The following is a 17,526-nucleotide window of genomic DNA, read 5'->3' as shown; positions in this document are numbered from 1 at the left end:
CGCACTCGTAGTACTGGGAGGTACTCGTGCGCAGATACATGCCGCTTCTCGCCACACTCACCCTCGCCACCACCCTCGCCACCGCCTGCGGCGACGACTCCGGCTCCGCCGGCGGTGACGGGCCGATCCGGGTCGGGCAGATCGTCTCGCTCACCGGCAACTACTCCGCGCTCGGCACGGAAAACAAGAAGTCCGTCGAGCTGGCGGTCGAGCGGATCAACGGCGCCGGCGGCGTGCTCGGCCGCAAGATAGAGCTGACCGTGCTGGACGACAAGAGCCAGCCGGACCAGTCCGTACTCGCCTTCAACCAGCTCAAGGAGCGCTCCGACGCGATCATCGGGTCGCCGTTCTCCAACTCGGCGCTGGCGACCATCCCCCTCGTCGACCGCGAGCAGATCCCCTACCTGTCGCTCACCCCGGCCGACGAGCAGGTCAACCCGGTCCATCCGTACGTGTTCGTGGTGCCCGCGACCTCAGCCACGTACGCCGAGCGGATGCTGCAGTACTACAAGGCGACCGGCATCACGAAGGTCGCCGTCGCCTACGACACCCGCAGCTCGTACGCCGTCGCCGGCTTCAAGGGCATGCGGGACAAGGCCGGCGGCTACGGCGTAAACCTGGTCGCCACCGAGGAGTTCCAGACCACGGCCACCGAGTTCGGCGCGGTCTACGCCCACGTGCGCACGTCCGGGGCGCAGGCACTGACCGTGTGGGCCACCGGCCCGCCCGCGGTCGCGTTCACCAAGGGGTACGCGACGGCCGGCCTCGACATCCCGCTCATGCTGACCGGAGCGCAGGCCAGCAAGCTGTTCCTCGACCCCGCCGGCGCGGCCGCCGAAGGCGTCACCGTCTCCAGCTCGATCGGCGTCGTCGGCCCCCACCTGCCGGCGGGCAAGCAGCGGGAGGCGGTCGACGAGCTGACCACCGCGTTCACCCAGAAGTACGGCTACGCGCCGCCGCAGTTCGCGCAGGACGGGTACAGCGCGGTCAAGCTGCTCGTCGCGGCGGTCGAGGCGGCCGGCGGCACCGAGCGCACCGAGGTACGCGCCGCACTGGAAGGGCTGCGGCTGCTCACCCCCAACGGCACCTACGCCTACTCGGCCACCGACCACAGTGGACTCAAGCCGGACTTCATCTCCATCAACACGGTCACCGGCGGCGCGTTCGTGCCGACCGAGTGGGCCAAGTCCCAGCTCGCCTCGCTCACCGGTGGCTGAGTCGATGGCGCCTCTGCTGGCCGTGCGCGGGCTCAGCCGCTCCTTCGGCGGCGTGTACGCCGTGCGCGACGTCGACCTCGACGTCGCGCCCGGCCAGCTCCGTGGCCTCATCGGCCCCAACGGGGCGGGCAAGTCCACGGTGTTCAACCTCGTCGGCGGCCAGCTGCCCCCGCACGCCGGTACCGTCACGCTGGACGGGCAGCGGATCGACCGGCTGGCCCCGCACCGCCGCGCCGCCCTCGGCGTCGGCGTGGTCTTCCAGGCCGCGCGGGTCTTCCACGGCATGACCGCCCTGGAAAACGTGATGGTCGGCGCCCACGCGACCACCCGGTCCGGCCTGGTCGCCGCCGCGCTGCGGGCGCCCTCCCACCGCCGGGAGGAGCGCGAGATCCGCGACCGGGCGGCCGAGTGCCTGGAGCGGGTCGGCCTCGAAGACTGGGCGGACCGGCCCGCCGAGACGCTCCCGCTGGGGCAGCAGCGCGCGCTGCAGCTGGCCCGCGCGCTGTGCGGCCGGCCCAGGCTGCTCCTGCTCGACGAGCCCGCCTCCGGCCTGCGCGCCGGTGAGCGGCAGGCCCTCGCCACCCTCCTCGACGCGCTGCGCGCCGGTGGCCTCGCGATGATCCTGGTCGAGCACGACATGGCCTTCGTCGCCCGGCTCGCCGACCGGGTCACCGTGCTGCACCTGGGCCGGGTCCTCGCCGAGGGCACCGCCGCCCAGGTCCGCGCGGATCCCGCGGTCGTCTCGGCGTACCTGGGCGAGGAGGCCGCCGCGTGAGCCTGCTCCAGGTCGACGACCTCGTCGTGCGCTACGGCGCCGCGACCGCGCTCGACGGCGTCACCCTCGCCGTCGAGGCGGCCGAGCTGGTGGCGCTGATCGGACCCAACGGCGCCGGAAAGTCCACATTGGTCAACACCCTCTCCGGCATCGTCCGGCCGGCGAGCGGCACCGTCCACATCGGAGGGCAGCTGGCCCACGTGCCGGAAGGGCGGGAGATGTTCGCCGACCTGACCGTCGACGACAACCTGCGGCTGGGCGGCTGGCGCAACGGGCGGCGCGGTCGGGACACCGGCCACGTCTACGAGGTGTTCCCCGAACTGGCCCCGCTGCGCCGCCAGCGCGCTGGGCGGCTCTCCGGCGGCCAGCAGCAGATGGTCGCCGTCGGCCGGGCGCTGATGGCCCGCCCGGACCTGCTCGCGGTCGACGAGCTCTCCCTCGGTCTGGCACCGATGGTCGTCGCCAGCCTCGTCCGGCACCTGCGCGAGCTCAACCGCGAGCGCGGGCTGGCCGTGCTGCTCATCGAGCAGAACGCGCGGATGGCGCTGGAGCTGTGCACCCGGGCGTACGTGCTGGAGGCCGGCCGGGTGGTCGCCGAAGGCCCGGCAGCCCAGCTCGCGGCGGACAGCCGGGTCGCCGCCGCCTACCTGGGCGGACCGGTGGAGGCGGCACGGTGAGCCAGCTGCTGGAGTACCTGCTCACCGGCGCCGGCATCGGCGCGGGCTTCGCGCTGGTCGGCAGCGGCCTCGTGGTCATCTACCGGGTCACCCGCGTGGTCAACTTCGCGCAGGGCGCGTTCGCGGTCATCGCCGCCATGCTCACCTCGACACTGCTCGCGAGCGGGCTGCCGCACGGTGCCGCGGAGCTTGTCGCCGTCGCCGCGGCGGCCGCGGTCGGCCTCGTCGTCGGCGTGATCGCCATCGGCAAGCCGGGCACCAGCCCCCGCGCGGCGCTCATCGTGACGCTCGGGCTCGGCGTGTTCGCGTACGCCGTCGAGGTCCTGATCTGGGGCGACCAGCCCCGGTCCTTTCCCGGCCTGGCCGGCTCGACGCACGTCGCCGGCGCCCGGGTGCCCACCCACTACCTGCTCGTCATCGGCGTGACCCTGCCGGTCTTCGCCCTCCTCGCCGCCTTCTTCGCCCGCACCGACCTGGGCAAGGCGCTGTCCGCCTGCGCGTCCAACCGGTACGCCGCGCGGGTCGTCGGCATCGACGTGACCCGGATGGGGCTGCTGTCGTTCGGGCTCGGCGGCGCGCTGGGCGGCCTCGCCGGAGTGCTCGTCACGCCGGTACAGCAGGTCACGTTCGACAGCGACGTCACCCTGATCGTCAACGGCTTCGCCGCCGCCGTCCTCGGCGGACTGACACGCCCCGCCGTCACGCTCGCCGGCGGGCTGCTGCTCGGCGTCGCGCAGACGGTGATCGCCGGCTACGGCGGCGGCGCGTACCAGCTGGAGCTGGCACTCGGCCTGATGCTCGCGGTCATGGTGGTCCAGGCCGCGCGGACCCCGACCTCACAGCAGGAGGCGATGCCGGGATGAGACGCCACCTGCCGGTCGCCGCGGCGGTCGCGCTCGTGCTGGCCCTGCCGCCGCTGCTGTCCAGCAGCCACCTCGCGGTCTTCACGCTGCTCGGCCTCGCCGCGACCGTCACCGTCGGCCTGTCGCTGCTGATGGGGTACGCCGGGCAGGTCTCGCTCGGCCAGGCGTCGTTCTACGCGATCGGGGCGTACACCGCCGGCCTGCTGTCCGTGCACGGCGCGCCCACCCTCGCCGGCCTCGCGGCGGCCCCGGTCGTGGCGGCGCTGTCCGCCACCGTCGTGGGGGTCTCCCTGCTGCGGCTGCGCGGTCACCACCTCGCGTTCGCCACCCTCGCCACGCAGCTGATCCTGCTGTCGCTGCTGGCCCGCGGCGAGTGGGCCGGGGGCGCGATCGGCCTGCAGGGCATCCCCCGGCTCTCGATCGGCGGATACGAGCTCGCCGGCGACCTCGGCTACGCGTACCTCGCCTGGGCCGCACTCGGCCTGGCCGTGCTGGTCACCGCCAACGTGATGGCCTCGCGGCCCGGGCGCGGCCTGCGGGCACTCGCCACCAGCGAGGTCGCCGCGGCGGCCAGCGGCGTGCCGGTGGGGCGCTACCGCCTCGCCGTGTTCGCCCTCTCCGCGGCGTTCGCCGGGCTCGCCGGCGGCGTCTACGCCTTCTACCTCGGCTATCTGGCCCCCGGCTCGTTCCCGATCCTGCTGTCGATCGAGTACGTGGTGATGGCCGTCGTCGGCGGCATGGGCACCGTCTGGGGCGCGGTCGCCGGCGCCACCGCGATCATGCTGCTCGTCCAGCTGCTCACCACGATCGGCACCCAGCCCGGCATGCCCAGCTACGCGCCGAGCGTGCTCTCGTACGCGGTCTACGCGGTCGTGCTCGTGCTCGTCGTGCTGTTCCTGCCACGCGGGATCGTGCCGGCCGCCCGGGACGCCCGCATCCGCCTCCGCAGATAACAGCATCCTCGGAAAGGAGCAACGCATGGTGGACCTCACCGGCCGGGTGGCCGTCGTCACGGGCGCGGGACGCGGGCTCGGCCTGGCGTACGCGACCGCGCTCGCCGCCGCCGGGGCCCGCGTGGTGGTCAACGACGCCGACCCGGCGGCGGCCGCCGCGGCGGTCAAGCAGATCGAGGCCGACGGGGGTACCGCGGTCGCCGAGCCGGGCGCGGTCGGCCCCACCGAGACCGCCGAACGCCTCGTCGAACGGGCCGTCGCCACCTTCGGCCACCTCGACGTGCTGGTGACCAACGCCGGGATCCTGCGCGACCGCATGCTGTGGAAGATGTCCGACGATGACTTCGACGAGGTCGTCGCCGTCCACCTGCGCGGCACGTTCACCTGCGTGCGGGCGGCGGTGCGGCGGATGCGCGAGCAGGGGCAGGGCGGCCGGATCATCGCCGTGGGCTCCCCCGCCGGCCAGCGCGGCAACCTCGGCCAGACCAACTACTCCGGCGCGAAGGCGGGCATCGTCGGCATGGTGCGCACCTGGGCCCTCGAATGCGCCCGCGCCGGGATCACCGTCAACGCGGTCATCCCCGTCGCGGCGACCGCGATGACCGCGACGATCCCCGCCTTCGCGCCGCACGTCGAGGCGTGGCAGGCGGACGGCACACCGCTGCCCGGCTGGCTGCGCACCGGCGAAGGCTTCGGCACGCCGGACGACGCGGCGGGGCTCGTGGCCTTCCTCGCCTCGGCCGAGGCGGGCGAGATCACCGGTCAGGCGATCGGCATCGGTGGCGACCGCCTCACGCTCTGGTCCCACCCCGAGGAGGTGGCCACCGCCATCCGCGAGGGCGGCTGGGACGCCGCCACCATCGCGGCCGTCTGGTCCACCGCGCTGGGCCACCGGGACACCCGCCCGTGAACCTCGGCGCGCTCGTCGCCATCGACGTGCACGTACACGCCGAGCTCGGCAAGGACGGCCACCAGTCGCTGCCGGCCGAGCTGATGGCCGCGTCGGCCCGGTACTTCCGCGGCGACCACCCGCGCACCCCCACCGTGGCGGACATCGCGGCGTACTACCGCGAGCGCCGGATGGCCGCCGTCGTCTTCACCGTCGACGCGCGGACCGCCACCGGGCACCCGCCGATACCCAGCGACGAGGTCGCCGAGGCCTGCGCGGCCAACGCCGACGTGCTCATCCCGTTCGCCAGCGTGGACCCGTGGCGCGGCGCCGACGCCCTGCTCCAGGTGCGGGCGCTGCTGGACGGGTACGGCGTGCGCGGCTTCAAGTTCCACCCCAGCCTGCAGGCGTTCCACCCCGACGACCGGATGTGCTACCCGCTGTACGAGGCGATCGAGGCCGCCGGCGCCGTCGCTCTCTTCCACAGTGGACAGACCGGCATCGGTGCGGGCGTGCGGGGCGGGGGTGGCATCCGGCTCAAGTACGCCAATCCCCTCGCCCTCGACGACGTGGCCGCCGACTTTCCCGACCTGCGGATCGTCATCGCGCACCCGTCGTTTCCGTGGCAGGACGAGGCGCTCGCGGTGGCCACCCACAAGCCGCTGGTGCACATCGACCTGTCCGGCTGGTCGCCGAAGTACTTCCCGCCGCAGCTCGTGCGCTACGCCAACACGCTGCTGTCGGACAAGGTGCTCTTCGGCTCCGACTTTCCGCTCATCACGCCGGACCGGTGGCTGGCCGACTTCGAAAAGCTGGACATCCGGCCCGAGGTGCGGCCCAAAATACTCAAGCAGAACGCCGCACGCCTCCTCGGCCTGGAAGGCAACGATGCGTAACCAGGGAGTCGGCTCCTGGGCCGCCCGACGCGCCCGCATGTCACCGGAGCGCGTCGCGGTCGTCCACGACGGCCGGGAGTACACGTACCGCGAGGTGGCCGAGCGGACCGCCCGCCTGGCCCACGTGCTGGCCGCGCGCGGGATCGGCCGCGGCGACCGCGTCGCCTACCTCGGGCCCAACCACCCCACACTCCTGGAGATGCTGCTCGCGACCGGCGTGCTGGGCGCCGCGTTCGTCCCGCTGAACACCCGCCTCGCCGCGCCCGAACTGGCGTACATCCTGCGCGACAGCGGCGCCGCCGCACTGATCTGGTCACCCCGGCTGGCCGGCGTGGTGGAGGAGCTGAAGGCCACCGTGCCCTACGAGCTGTCCCTCGACGGCTACGAGGCGGCACTGTCCACGGTGGAGCCCGAGCCGCTCGACCTGCCCGTCGCGCCGGACGAGACCTGCATGCTCATGTACACCTCGGGCACCACCGGCCGCCCCAAGGGTGTGATGCTCACCCACGCCAACGTCACCTGGAACACGGTCAACCTCCTCGTCGACGTCGACATCACCAGCACCGAGGTGACGCTGGTCAGCGCGCCGATGTTTCACGTCGCCGCGCTCAACCAGACCGTGCTGCCGACGTTCTGCAAGGGCGGTACCGCCATCCTGGTGTCCGCCTTCGACCCGGACGCGACGCTGGAGCTGATCGAGCGGCACCGGGTGACGTTCCTGTTCGGTGTACCGGCGATGTTCCAGGCCATCGCGCGGTCGCCGCGGTGGGCGGAGGCCGACCTGTCCTCGGTCCGCTCCGCGATCTGCGGCGGCGCGCCGGTGCCCGAGCCGCTCATCGCGACGTACCGGCAGCGCGGCGTGACGTTCATGCAGGGTTACGGCCTGACCGAGTCCGCGCCCGGCGCCACGTTCCTGCGGGCCGGCGACAGCCCGGCCAAGGCCGGCTCGGCCGGCACCCCGTCCTTCTTCACCGACGTGCGGCTGGCCGCGCCGGACGGCGGGCCGGTGGCGCCGCACGAGCCCGGCGAGGTGCAGATCCAGGGCCCCAACGTGATGGCCGGCTACTGGGGGCAGCCGGCCGAGACGGCCGCGGCGCTGACCGGCGACGGGTGGCTGCGCACCGGCGACGTCGCGGTCGCCGACGACGAGGGATACCTGTACATCCGCGACCGGATCAAGGACCTGATCATCTCGGGCGGCGAAAACATCTACCCGGCCGAGGTCGAGGACGTGATCTACCAGCATCCGGCCGTCGCCGAGTGCGCCGTGATCGGCGTGCCGGACGAGCGGTGGGGCGAGGTCGGCCGGGCTGTCGTCGTGCTCCGCGCCGGCGCGCGGCTCGACCCGGCGCAGCTGCTCGCCTTCCTCGACGGCAAGATAGCCCGCTACAAGATCCCGAAGAGCGTGGTGCTCGCCGAAGGGCTGCCCCGGACCGCGTCCGGCAAGGTCCTCAAGCAGGAGCTGCGCGCCCGCCACCAACCCTAGGAGGAGCCCGGATGCGCACCGTCCACGGCCTCGAAGAGCTCACTTCCCTCGCCGGCACCACGCTCGGGCCCGGCGACTGGTGGGAGATCACCCAGGACCGGATCGACCGCTTCGCCGACGCCACCGACGACCACCAGTGGATCCACGTCGACCCGGAGCGCGCCAGTGGCGGCCCGTTCGGCGGGACGATCGCGCATGGCTACCTGACCGTGTCGCTGCTGGTCCCGATGTGGAGCGAGCTGCTGCGGATCGACGGGATCGGCATGGGCGTCAACTACGGGCTCAACAAGGTCCGCTTTCCCGCACCGCTCCCGGTCGGCTCGAAGATCCGGCTGCACGCCCGCGTCGAGTCGGTCCGCGTGGCCGCCGCCGGCGCCGTCGACCTCACCGTCGCGATGACGGTGGAACGCGAGGGCGGCGACAAGCCGGTCGCGGCCGCCGAGGTGATTTACCGCTACGTCCCCTGAGCCCCGTGTCCATGTGCGGCGCCTCATGACCGGCTACCGGTTGGGTGTCGACTTTGGAACCACCACGACCGTACACCTGGCGCGCGCCAACCCGGCCGGGGTCGAGCCCAATCCCAAGCGGCGCGTCGTCGACGGCGCCGTCCTGCTGGCCGGCGCGGACGTGCCGGTGACGGACCTGATCGCGACGGGTGGCCGCGGACGCCCGGCGGGTTCGAGGCGCCGCTGGTGGCGTTCCAGACGCTGAAGCCGGCGGCCACGCGTGTGCCGTCGCGGCTGAAGGCGCGGGTCGCCGCGGCCGTGGCGTCCGGACAGGGCCTCACCAACCCCAGGTGCCGCGGGAGCAACGGTCCGGACCACCGCGGGCGTCGCGGTAGCCCGAATCATGGAGTCACTCCCGGAGCGTGGCCAGGCGGCGGGCGCCCTCCAGCAGCTCGGCCCCGTCGGCGGGCGCGGCGAACGTCAGGCGCAGGTACGGCGCGGGCGGCTCGGCGGCGAAGAACCGGTTGCCGCTGTCCACCGTCACCCCGGCGCGGCGGGCCTGGTCGGCGACGACTGTGACGTCGGTGCCGGCGGGCAGTTGCAGCCACAGGTGGAGCCCGCCGGTCGGCATGCTCGTGACCGTCCAGTCTGGACGGTCGCGGACGAGCGCGGCGGCCAGGGCGCCGGCCCGCTCGCGCAGGTCCAGCGAGAGCTGGCGCAGGTGCCGCTCCCAGGCGGGTGCGCTGACCAGCTCGACGGCGGCCTCCTGCAGCGGGCGGGTGACGAAGAAGTCGTCCACCGCGCGGACAGCGCGCATCCGCTCCATCACCGGGCCGCGCGCGACGATCGCGCCGATCCGCAGGCTGGGCGCGGCGGGCTTGGTCAGTGACGTGACGTACACGACCGTGCCGTCGGGGTCGTCGGCGGCCAGCGGGCGAGGTGGCCGCGTGCCGTGGCCAAGCAGCCGGGCGAAGTCGTCCTCCACCAGGAACGCCCCGGCGGCCCGCGCGACCTGCCGCACCTGGTCGCGGCGACGCGGCGCGAGCACCACGCCGGTGGGGTTGTGGTGGGTGGGCTGGCAGTAGAGCACGCGCGCACCGGTCATCGCGAACGCGTCGGCCAGCAGGTCGGGCCGGATGCCCTCGGCGTCCATCGGCACCGGCACCGGACGCAGGCCGGCGGCGCGCGCCGCGGTGAGCGCGCCCGGGTACGTCGGCGACTCGACGAGGATCGGGCTGCCCGGCCCCGCGATCGCCCGGAACGCGACCGACAGCGCGCCCTGCCCGCCGCCGGTGACGAGCACGTCGTCCGCCGTCGCTCCCCCGCCGACGAGCGCGGCGAAGACGGAGCGCAGGGCCGGCAGGCCGCTTGCCGGTGCGCGGTCCCAGGCGTCCGGGCGGCGGGCGGCGCGGGCCAGCGCCGCGCTCAGTGCGCGGACCGGCTGCAGCGAACGATTCGGGTACCCACCGTCGAGGCGCACGGTCCCCTCCGGCGGCGGCGGCGGGTCGGCGAGGTGCCGGGTGTCCACCGAACGGTCGGCCAGCGCCACCGTCTGCCACGCGGTGTCGGCGACCACGAGGCCGCGCGCGGAGCGGGGCGCCACGTACGTCCCGCTGCCGGGCCGGGTCACCACCGCTCCCTCGGCGGCGAGCGCGGCGATGGCCCGGGAAACGGTCACCGGGCTGACCCGGTAGCGCTCGACCAGCTCGCGGCTGCTCGGCAGGCGGTCGCCGGGAGCCATGCCGGTGAGCAGGTCACGCAGGCTCGTGACCAGCGCCTGAGAAGTGCTACTCTCTGACATGAGACCACAGGATAGCGCTATCGCGCTCGGCGATGCACCGCTACCGCTCGACATCGACGCCCTGCGGGCCGACACACCCGGCGCGGACCAGGTCATCCATTTCAACAACTCCGGCTGCGGCCTGCTCGCCCGGCCGGTGCTCGACACGATGGTCGACCACCTGACGCTGGAGGCGAGCATCGGCGGCTACGAGGCGTCGGCGGCGCGGGCGGCCTCGGTCCGCGAGTTCTACCAGCAGCTCGCCGCGCTCATCAACACCTCACCGGACAACATCGCCTTCGCCGGCAGCAGCACCCACGCGTACGCGACCGCGCTGTCGTCGATCCCGTTCGAGCCCGGCGACGTCATCCTCACCACCCGCGACGACTTCATCTCCAACCAGATCGCGTTCCTGTCGCTGCGCAAGCGCTTCGGCGTGCGCGTCGTGCACGCACCGGACCTGCCCGGCGGCGGCGTCGACGTGGCGGCGATGGCCGGCCTGATGCGGCGGCACCGCCCGCGGCTCGTCGCCGCCACCCACGTGCCCACCAACTCCGGGCTGGTACAGCCGATCGCCGAGATCGGCCGGCACTGCCGCGAGCTCGACCTGCTGTACATCGTGGACGCCTGCCAGTCCGTCGGCCAGCTGCCGCTGGACGTGGCCGAGATCGGCGCGGACTTCCTGGCGGCCACGTGCCGCAAGTTCCTGCGCGGCCCGCGCGGCTCCGGCTTCCTCTACGTCTCCGACCGGGTGCTGAGCGGGGAGTACGAGCCGCTGTTCATCGACATGCACGGCGCCCGCTGGACCGCGCCGGAGCAGTACGAGCCGGTGGACACCGCGGCGCGCTTCGAGGAGTGGGAGTTCCCGTACGCGACCGTGCTCGGCTGCGCGGCCGCCACCCGGTACGCCCGCGGGGTCGGCATCGACGCCATCGCCGCGCGCAGCCCCGCGCTCGGCGCCCGCCTGCGGGATGGCCTGGCCGCGATCCCTGGTGTACGCGTGCTGGACCGCGGGCCGCAGCTGTGTGCGGTGGTCACGTTCGCGATCGACAACTGGCTGCCCCAGCCGTTCAAGGCCGCGATGGACGCCCGCCGCGTCAACTCGGCGCTCAGCTTCCGCGAGTTCGCCCAGTTCGACTTCGGCGACAAGGACGTCGACTGGGCGCTGCGCCTGTCGCCGCACTACTACAACACCGAGTCCGAAGTGGACACTGTGGTGGCGGCGGTCGGGGAGCTGAGCCGCTTCCACCCGGCGGCCCGCTGACGACGCACGGCCACCGTGGCGGTCGGGCCTGGTGGGAGACCGTCGGACAGCCAGGTGCGGCGCGCACGGATTGACGGTCGTACGGGCAGCCCTACCGGCGGGACGCCGGCTGGCGAGGAGTGCGCGCCGCCGGCCGGATGGGAGAGGCTTTCATCGATCGGTCGCAGTGGCGCTATCGACGGGGGAAGCATGTCGCGGTTCAAGATCGCACGGTCAGCCGGCGCGCGGTGCTCGGCGGTGCCGCCGCCGGGGTGGCCGGGGCCGGGCTGGCACCGGCCTGGGCGGCGAACGCCGCTGGACGGCCGCCGCGCGGATCCATCCCATCAACCAGGAGCCGGTGGACGCCGTCGCGTCCCGGCTGGAGCGCTCGCTCGTCGCGCTGCGCCGGGACATCCACGCGCATCCGGAGGCCGCGGGCCAGGAGCGCCGCACCGCGGGCGTCGTCGCGCGGCGGCTCCGCGCGGCCGGCCTCGACGTCACCACCGGCGTCGGCGGGCACGGCGTCGTGGCGGTGCTCACCGACCGGCGCCGGCCGCGCCGGACCGTGGCCTACCGCGCGGATATGGACGCGGTACCGCCGGACGCCCAGCAGGGTGGCGGCGACCAGCCGGCCCACCTGTGCGGCCACGACATCCACACCACCGTGGGCGTCGGGGTGGCGGAGGTGCTGGCCCGAGGACCGGTACCGCGAGGTCCGCGCCGGCATCCACCGCCTCGCGGCAACCGTCGACGCGGCGTCGGTCGCGTTCCCGAACGCGCCTTTCCCCGCGATGATCTGCCCGGAGCCGCAGGGCCTGGCGCTGGAGCGGCACCTGCGGCGGGCGGTCGGCCGCGACCGGGTCGCGAGGCTGCAAGCGGCGATCCCCTTCAACGGTGGGGACTTCGCACTCTTCCTCGACCGGGTGCCGGGCACGTTCTCGTTTCTCGGCGTCCGCCGGCCGGGCGGCACGATCGAGAGCGGCTACCCGCACCTGGGCACGTTCGACCCGGACGAGCGGCGACGGTCACGGGGTCCGGGCGATGCCGGCTGGCTGGCCAGCTCCGCCGCCGGGTGACGGCTCGCGCCACCCGGCGGCGGTGTCCTGCCTTACTGGAAGGTGATCTGGTCGATGGTGATGGTGGAGCTGCCGCCGTACCAGAAGCCCATCGCCAGCTGAGACGGCGAGTTGCGACTGATCCCGTTCGCCACCAACGGAATCCGGATGTCCTGATAGCCGGTGGTGATCACCGGACGGCCACCACCATCCACAGTGAAGTCACCGAACACCTTCGTCACCCCACCCAGCCCGAGGTTGAAGTGGGCCTGCTCTCCCCCGGCCGCACCCTTAACCCGCACCACCAGATAGGTGTAGCCGCTCAGATCCACCCCCACGTCAGAGCCGAACCAACCACAGTTGTTGTACCGCAAACTCAACGCCCCACCGGTCACCACACCCGAGCCGCCACCGTCCAGGAAGCAGTTGCCACCGGTCCACTTCCCCAGGTCATTCTGTGAAGCCGACGGATACGCCGGGGTGCCGTCGAAGTTGTCCAGCACCAGTCCGGTCGTCACCGCGTTGGTCGTGACCGTGACGGTGTTGCTGGCCGCCGACCGGTTCCCCGCCGCGTCCCGCGCCCGCACCGTATAGCCATAACTGGTCGACGCGCTGAGACCGATGTCGGTAAACGACGTCCCACTCGGACTGCCCACCAACGTCGACCCGCGGAACACCTCATAGCCCGTCACACCAACGTTGTCCGAAGCAGCCGTCCACGACAACGACACCGTCGAATCAGTCTTCCCCGACGACGACAGCACCGGCGCCGACGGCGCCGTGCAGTCCCCGGAACAACCACTCGTCGTCGCCGACACCGCAGCCGACGAACCGGACACGTTACCCGCGGCATCCACCGCACGCACCGCGTACTGATACGACTGACCCGGCGAACGACCCAAGTCCGTGAACGACGTACCAGACGGCGAACCCGCAAGCACACCGTCACGCCACACCTGATAACCCGTCACACCAACGTTGTCCGAAGACGCCGACCACGACAACGACACACTCGTGTTCGTCACCCCCGACACCACAAGACCCGACGGCACCGACGGGGCGACACAGTCGCCGGTGCAAGAGCCGACGGTGACCGCGTTGGACAGCACGTTGTAGCCCTTGGCCGCGTCCCAGGTGCCGGTGTTGGCGAGCCGGATCGAGTACTCGGGACGGGACTGCAGGCCTGTGCTGGGGTCGGGCAGCCAGAGCGCCAGCTTGTACGTGCCGGCCGCGGCGCCGCCCGGCAGCGTGACGCTCGTGCTGATCGTGCTCGGGCCGGCGAGCCACGCGCGGGGGTCGACCGCGGGCAGCGGCAGGTTGTAGCGGTGGCCGGCGTTCTCGAGCACCAGGTACACGGGTCGGTTCTTGATCAGCCCGGACCACCCGTCGTTGTGCAGGTGTGCGGTGAGGCTGAGGCCGCCGCCGGGGCTGACCGTGGTCGGGAAGGTGGCGTCGAGCAGCCGTAGCCGGTACCCGAGCTTGCGCTTGATGCGCACGAAGCAGGTCTCGGCGGGATCGCTGCCGCTGGCGGCGAGGTTGGCCGCCTTCCACTTGTCGGTGTTGACCGCGGCGTAGTCCTCGTTGATCTCGGTGAAGTTGAGCTTCTGCATCTCGGTCTGCGCGTTGACGCAGGCGGCGTCGTTGTAGCCGTCGGCGCCGCACGTCTCGCCGCCGACCATCTTGTTGTGCCCGGTCGAGGTGGCCAGGTCGTACATCCACTGCTTCTTCTGCTCGACGTAGAACCAGCCCATCCAGGACGGGTTGTCGTAGGTGCCCATGTCGTTGTAGTCGGCGAGGAAGCAGTCGTTGTGGAAGCTGACCCGGTCCTTCTGCGCCTGGGTGAGCGTGCAGCCTTCGGGGACGACGCAGGTGGTGGGCTCGACCATCTCCTTGATGTAGATCGGGTAGCGCATCGCGAGCGGGATGCTCGCCGGTGTGGTGTCCGCGATCCTCTTCATGATCCGGTAGCGGGCGGGCGCCTCCTCGACCGAGGACGGGTTGGTCAGGCCGCCGGTGTGCCATTCGCCCCAGGCGCCGAGGTAGCCGGTCTCCAGGTGCAGCACGACGTCGGCGTTCGCGCTGATGACGGCGTTGATCTGGGTGATGTGGCCGAGGATCCGGGCTTCGTCGACGTTGACGTAGCCGTCCCAGGTGTAGGCCGGCCGCAGGACAGCCTTCATGCCCGCCGCGCGGACAGCCGCCAGCCCGGACGCCAGGTTGTCCAGCAGGGCCTGTGGCAGCGGCTGGGTCTTGTACTTGTCCAGGTGCACGTAGCTGTGGATGAGCGTGTTGCCGTTGGCCTTGGCGCGGGCGAAGGTCCGGTCGAGCAGGTCGGGGTTGAATCCGGGGATCGTGGCGGCGTTGACGTAGTCGTTGACCGCCGGGTCGTTGATGATCTCGTATCTGTTGTGGTAGCCGCGTTCCGGGTTGGCGAACGCGGTGCCGAGGTCGGCCTCGTAGGTGACGGTGGCGGCGTGCGCGGGCGAGGCACCGACCGCCACCGCTCCCAGGCCGGCGAGCAGGACGGCCGCGGCGAGCGTGCGCAGGGTTCGTGTCAGCATTGTCCCTTCCCTCTACTGGAAGGTGATCTGGTCGATGGTGATGGTGGAGCTGCCGCCGTACCAGAAGCCCATCGCCAGCTGAGACGGCGAGTTGCGACTGATCCCGTTCGCCACCAACGGAATCCGGATGTCCTGATAGCCGGTGGTGATCACCGGACGGCCACCACCATCCACAGTGAAGTCACCGAACACCTTCGTCACCCCACCCAGCCCGAGGTTGAAGTGGGCCTGCTCTCCCCCGGCCGCACCCTTAACCCGCACCACCAGATAGGTGTAGCCGCTCAGATCCACCCCCACGTCAGAGCCGAACCAACCACAGTTGTTGTACCGCAAACTCAGGGCACCACCGCTCACCACACCCGAGCCGCCACCGTCCAGGAAGCAGTTGCCACCGGTCCACTTCCCCAGGTCATTCTGTGAAGCCGACGGATAGGCCGGGGTGCCGTCGAAGTTGTCCAGCACCAGTCCGGTCGTCACCGCGTTGGTCGTGACCGTGACGGTGTTGCTGGCCGCCGACCGGTTGCCCGCCGCGTCACGCGCCCGCACCGTGTAGCCATAACTGGTCGACGCGCCGAGACCGATGTCGGTAAACGACGTCCCAGTCGGACTGCCCACCAACGTCGACCCGCGGAACACCTCATAGCCCGTCACGCCAACGTTGTCCGAAGCAGCCGTCCACGACAACGACACCGACGTGTCCGTCTTGCCCGGCGACGACAGCACCGGCGCCGACGGCGCCGTGCAGTCCCCGGAACAACCACTCGTCGTCGCCGACACCGCAGCCGACGAACCGGACACGTTACCCGCGGCATCCACCGCACGCACCGCGTACTGATACGACTGACCCGGCGAACGACCCGAGTCCGTGAACGACGTACCAGACGGCGAACCCGCAAGCACACCGTCACGCCACACCTGATAACCCGTCACACCAACGTTGTCCGAAGACGCCGACCACGACAACGACACACTCGTGTTCGTCACCCCCGACACCACAAGACCCGACGGCACCGACGGCGCCACACAGTCACCCGTGCAGGAGCCGGTGGTCAGCGAGCCCAGGTTGACCCAGCCGTCGGCGCCCTGGTTAGTGTTGGCGAACGACAGCGGGATCGCCGGGCGCCACTGGTCGATGATCCAGTCGGTCAGCCGGCTCGCGGCGGGCCGGGCGCGCAGCACGTCCGGGGTGACCGCTTCGAGGGGGTTGCGGACCTTGAGCACGAGGCTGTACGAGCCGGCGGGAACACCAGCGGTGCTGAGGTTGGCCGAGAAGTTGACCGGGCGGCCGAAGTCCAGGTAGGTGGGGTCGGCGCCCACGCCCCAGTCGGGGAAGGCCCGGATCCGCAGCGGCTGTACCTGGCGCAGGTCCCAGCTCGTGTCCCAGGTCTTGACGATCGTGCCGGCGGAGTTGCGCAGGCCGATCACGGTGGTCCACGGGTAGTAGAACGGTGCGACGCCGTTGTTCTGCATCGTGACGCCGACCTTGAAGGTGCCGGACGCGGTGGCGTTGAAGTTGGCCTGCGGGATGTGCAGGTTGTAGCCCAGCTTGCGGACGCCCGCGGCCACCTTCGGGTCACTGGTGCTGTACCCACCGGCCCCGGTCTGGTTGATCATCCAAGTGATGTGGGTGAGCTCGGTGGCGGCGAGCACGTCGTCGACCTGCCCGGAGCCGCCGGGCCAGTTGGCGTACAGGCTCCCCTGGATCTCCGGGCGGGCCTCGCCGCCGATCGACTGGGTGACCCACCGGTTTTCGGTGCCGGTGTTGAGCTGGAGCTGGAGGAACGCGTCGTCCCAGCCGTTCATCGAGGCCGGCAGGGTCATGCTCTTGAGCTGGCCGCCGCGAAACTCCTTGTACGGCCAGGAGTCGTCGTGGAAGCCGATGTTCGCGTTCTCGGTGCCGGCGAGCGGGTAGCGGACCTCGAGCTGGATGTTGTCGAACGCGCTGTCGTACGCGCCGATGAGCGTGCGGATCGTGGTGTCGGTGGGCATCAGGTTGGGGTAGCCGTCGGCCGGGTCGCGGTCGTACGGCCAGGTGTGCCACTCACCCCACAGGCCGACCAGACCCAGCGACATGAACCCGACACGCGGGTCGGCGGTGCCGCCGGGACCGGCGTGGTCGTAGCGCTGGGCGAAGGCGTTGATGAAGCTGGTGAGCGCGGCGATGACGTCGGGGTCGTCGTAGTCGGGGCTGACCGTGCCCCAGAAGCCGTTGGTGCGCAGCGCCATCTTGCCGTTCAGGCAGGGCGGGATGCCGTTGCCGGGGTGGGTGCCGCTGCCGCCGGGGTACTCGACGTAGAAGCGGAACGCGACCTGCCGGCCCCAGACGGCGGCCTCGTCCAGCGCCTTCTCGAAGACGCTCCAGTCGAAGACCGAACAGCTGTTGGGGTCCTTCATCACCTCGTTGAGGGCGAAGTAGCTCCACACCAGGCCGCCGGGAAACTTCGTGGACAGGTTGTCGCCGGGGAACAGGTACGGCGCGATGCCCTTCAGCGGCTGGCCGATCGGGGCCTCGGCGTAGGCGTAGGTGTGGGTGGCGAGGCTCGTGTCGGGGCCGGGTCCTGCCGGCGGGCGGGTGGGTGGACCGGCGGGCGCCGCGGCCGCGCCGGTGGAGACCAGGACGAGGGCCGTTGCGGCCGCGGTGGTGGCGAGCAGCAGCTTGCGTACCGATGGCATGAACCGTGCTCC

At 71.9% G+C, this 17,526-nt stretch carries 16 protein-coding genes; 12 read left to right on the top strand and 4 right to left on the bottom strand.

Translation table 11 applies throughout. The features are described 5' to 3' along the window. Positions 1-26: 26 nt before the first annotated feature. Genes Phou_RS36630 through Phou_RS36585 form a run of 10 tightly spaced genes read left to right on the top strand, consistent with a single transcriptional unit; the run spans position 27 to position 8,467 of the window. Complete coding sequence (locus Phou_RS36630) at positions 27-1,217, top strand: ABC transporter substrate-binding protein (RefSeq protein WP_246274134.1); 1,191 nt, start codon at positions 27-29, stop codon at positions 1,215-1,217. A gap of 4 nt (positions 1,218-1,221) precedes the next feature. After that, positions 1,222-1,992 carry an ABC transporter ATP-binding protein gene (locus Phou_RS36625; protein ID WP_173065873.1) on the top strand — a complete coding sequence of 257 codons (771 nt, stop codon included), beginning with the start codon at positions 1,222-1,224 and terminating at the stop codon, positions 1,990-1,992. Then, positions 1,989-2,669, top strand: coding sequence for an ABC transporter ATP-binding protein (locus tag Phou_RS36620; protein ID WP_218579435.1), 681 nt, complete (start codon positions 1,989-1,991; stop codon positions 2,667-2,669). Before Phou_RS36625 ends, Phou_RS36620 begins: the two co-directional genes overlap by 4 nt. After that, entirely contained in the window at positions 2,666-3,532 is an 867-nt protein-coding gene (locus Phou_RS36615) for a branched-chain amino acid ABC transporter permease (protein ID WP_173065870.1), read from the top strand. Before Phou_RS36620 ends, Phou_RS36615 begins: the two co-directional genes overlap by 4 nt. Next, on the top strand, positions 3,529-4,485 hold the full coding sequence (locus tag Phou_RS36610) for a branched-chain amino acid ABC transporter permease (RefSeq protein ID WP_173065867.1): 957 nt from the start codon (positions 3,529-3,531) through the stop codon (positions 4,483-4,485). Before Phou_RS36615 ends, Phou_RS36610 begins: the two co-directional genes overlap by 4 nt. A 25-nt stretch (positions 4,486-4,510) precedes the next feature. Further along, positions 4,511-5,395, top strand: a complete 885-nt coding sequence (locus Phou_RS36605; RefSeq protein WP_425571217.1) for an SDR family NAD(P)-dependent oxidoreductase — start codon at positions 4,511-4,513, stop codon at positions 5,393-5,395. Next, positions 5,392-6,270 carry an amidohydrolase family protein gene (locus tag Phou_RS36600; RefSeq protein ID WP_173065864.1) on the top strand — a complete coding sequence of 293 codons (879 nt, stop codon included), beginning with the start codon at positions 5,392-5,394 and terminating at the stop codon, positions 6,268-6,270. The genes Phou_RS36605 and Phou_RS36600 overlap by 4 nt, the downstream gene beginning before the upstream one ends. Further along, on the top strand, positions 6,263-7,756 hold the full coding sequence (locus tag Phou_RS36595) for an acyl-CoA synthetase (protein WP_173065861.1): 1,494 nt from the start codon (positions 6,263-6,265) through the stop codon (positions 7,754-7,756). Before Phou_RS36600 ends, Phou_RS36595 begins: the two co-directional genes overlap by 8 nt. Before the next feature lie 11 nt (positions 7,757-7,767). Continuing rightward, entirely contained in the window at positions 7,768-8,223 is a 456-nt protein-coding gene (locus Phou_RS36590) for a MaoC family dehydratase (RefSeq protein ID WP_173065859.1), read from the top strand. Between the two features lie 13 nt (positions 8,224-8,236). Beyond that, positions 8,237-8,467: a hypothetical protein gene (locus Phou_RS36585; protein WP_173065856.1), complete on the top strand. Its 231-nt coding sequence runs from the start codon at positions 8,237-8,239 to the stop codon at positions 8,465-8,467. Between the two features lie 144 nt (positions 8,468-8,611). On the opposite strand, the gene Phou_RS36580 is transcribed toward Phou_RS36585, so the two are convergent. Beyond that, positions 8,612-10,003, bottom strand: coding sequence for an aminotransferase-like domain-containing protein (locus Phou_RS36580; RefSeq protein WP_173065853.1), 1,392 nt, complete (start codon positions 10,001-10,003; stop codon positions 8,612-8,614). Between Phou_RS36580 and Phou_RS36575 the strand changes: the two genes are divergently transcribed. Beyond that, positions 10,002-11,246 carry an aminotransferase class V-fold PLP-dependent enzyme gene (locus Phou_RS36575; protein ID WP_173065850.1) on the top strand — a complete coding sequence of 415 codons (1,245 nt, stop codon included), beginning with the start codon at positions 10,002-10,004 and terminating at the stop codon, positions 11,244-11,246. The two genes, Phou_RS36580 and Phou_RS36575, sit on opposite strands and share 2 nt — an antisense overlap. A 199-nt stretch (positions 11,247-11,445) precedes the next feature. Here the strand turns inward: Phou_RS36575 and Phou_RS51595 are convergent, their stop codons facing one another. Continuing rightward, entirely contained in the window at positions 11,446-11,874 is a 429-nt protein-coding gene (locus Phou_RS51595) for a hypothetical protein (protein ID WP_218579434.1), read from the bottom strand. Between Phou_RS51595 and Phou_RS51590 the strand changes: the two genes are divergently transcribed. Continuing rightward, complete coding sequence (locus tag Phou_RS51590; RefSeq protein WP_218579433.1) at positions 11,840-12,301, top strand: zinc-binding metallopeptidase family protein; 462 nt, start codon at positions 11,840-11,842, stop codon at positions 12,299-12,301. The two genes, Phou_RS51595 and Phou_RS51590, sit on opposite strands and share 35 nt — an antisense overlap. A gap of 32 nt (positions 12,302-12,333) precedes the next feature. On the opposite strand, the gene Phou_RS36565 is transcribed toward Phou_RS51590, so the two are convergent. Both Phou_RS36565 and Phou_RS36560 read right to left on the bottom strand, forming a co-directional pair. Beyond that, positions 12,334-14,841 (bottom strand): DUF4832 domain-containing protein, encoded by a 2,508-nt coding sequence (locus Phou_RS36565; protein ID WP_173065847.1) that lies wholly within the window; start codon positions 14,839-14,841, stop codon positions 12,334-12,336. Positions 14,842-14,853: 12 nt separating this feature from the next. Beyond that, positions 14,854-17,514: a fibronectin type III domain-containing protein gene (locus tag Phou_RS36560; protein ID WP_173065845.1), complete on the bottom strand. Its 2,661-nt coding sequence runs from the start codon at positions 17,512-17,514 to the stop codon at positions 14,854-14,856. Positions 17,515-17,526 lie beyond the last annotated feature (12 nt).

Source organism: Phytohabitans houttuyneae (assembly GCF_011764425.1).
Lineage (GTDB): Bacteria > Actinomycetota > Actinomycetes > Mycobacteriales > Micromonosporaceae > Phytohabitans > Phytohabitans houttuyneae.
Note: the sequence above shows the minus strand (reverse complement) of the source record. Positions and strands in the feature narration are given on the sequence as shown.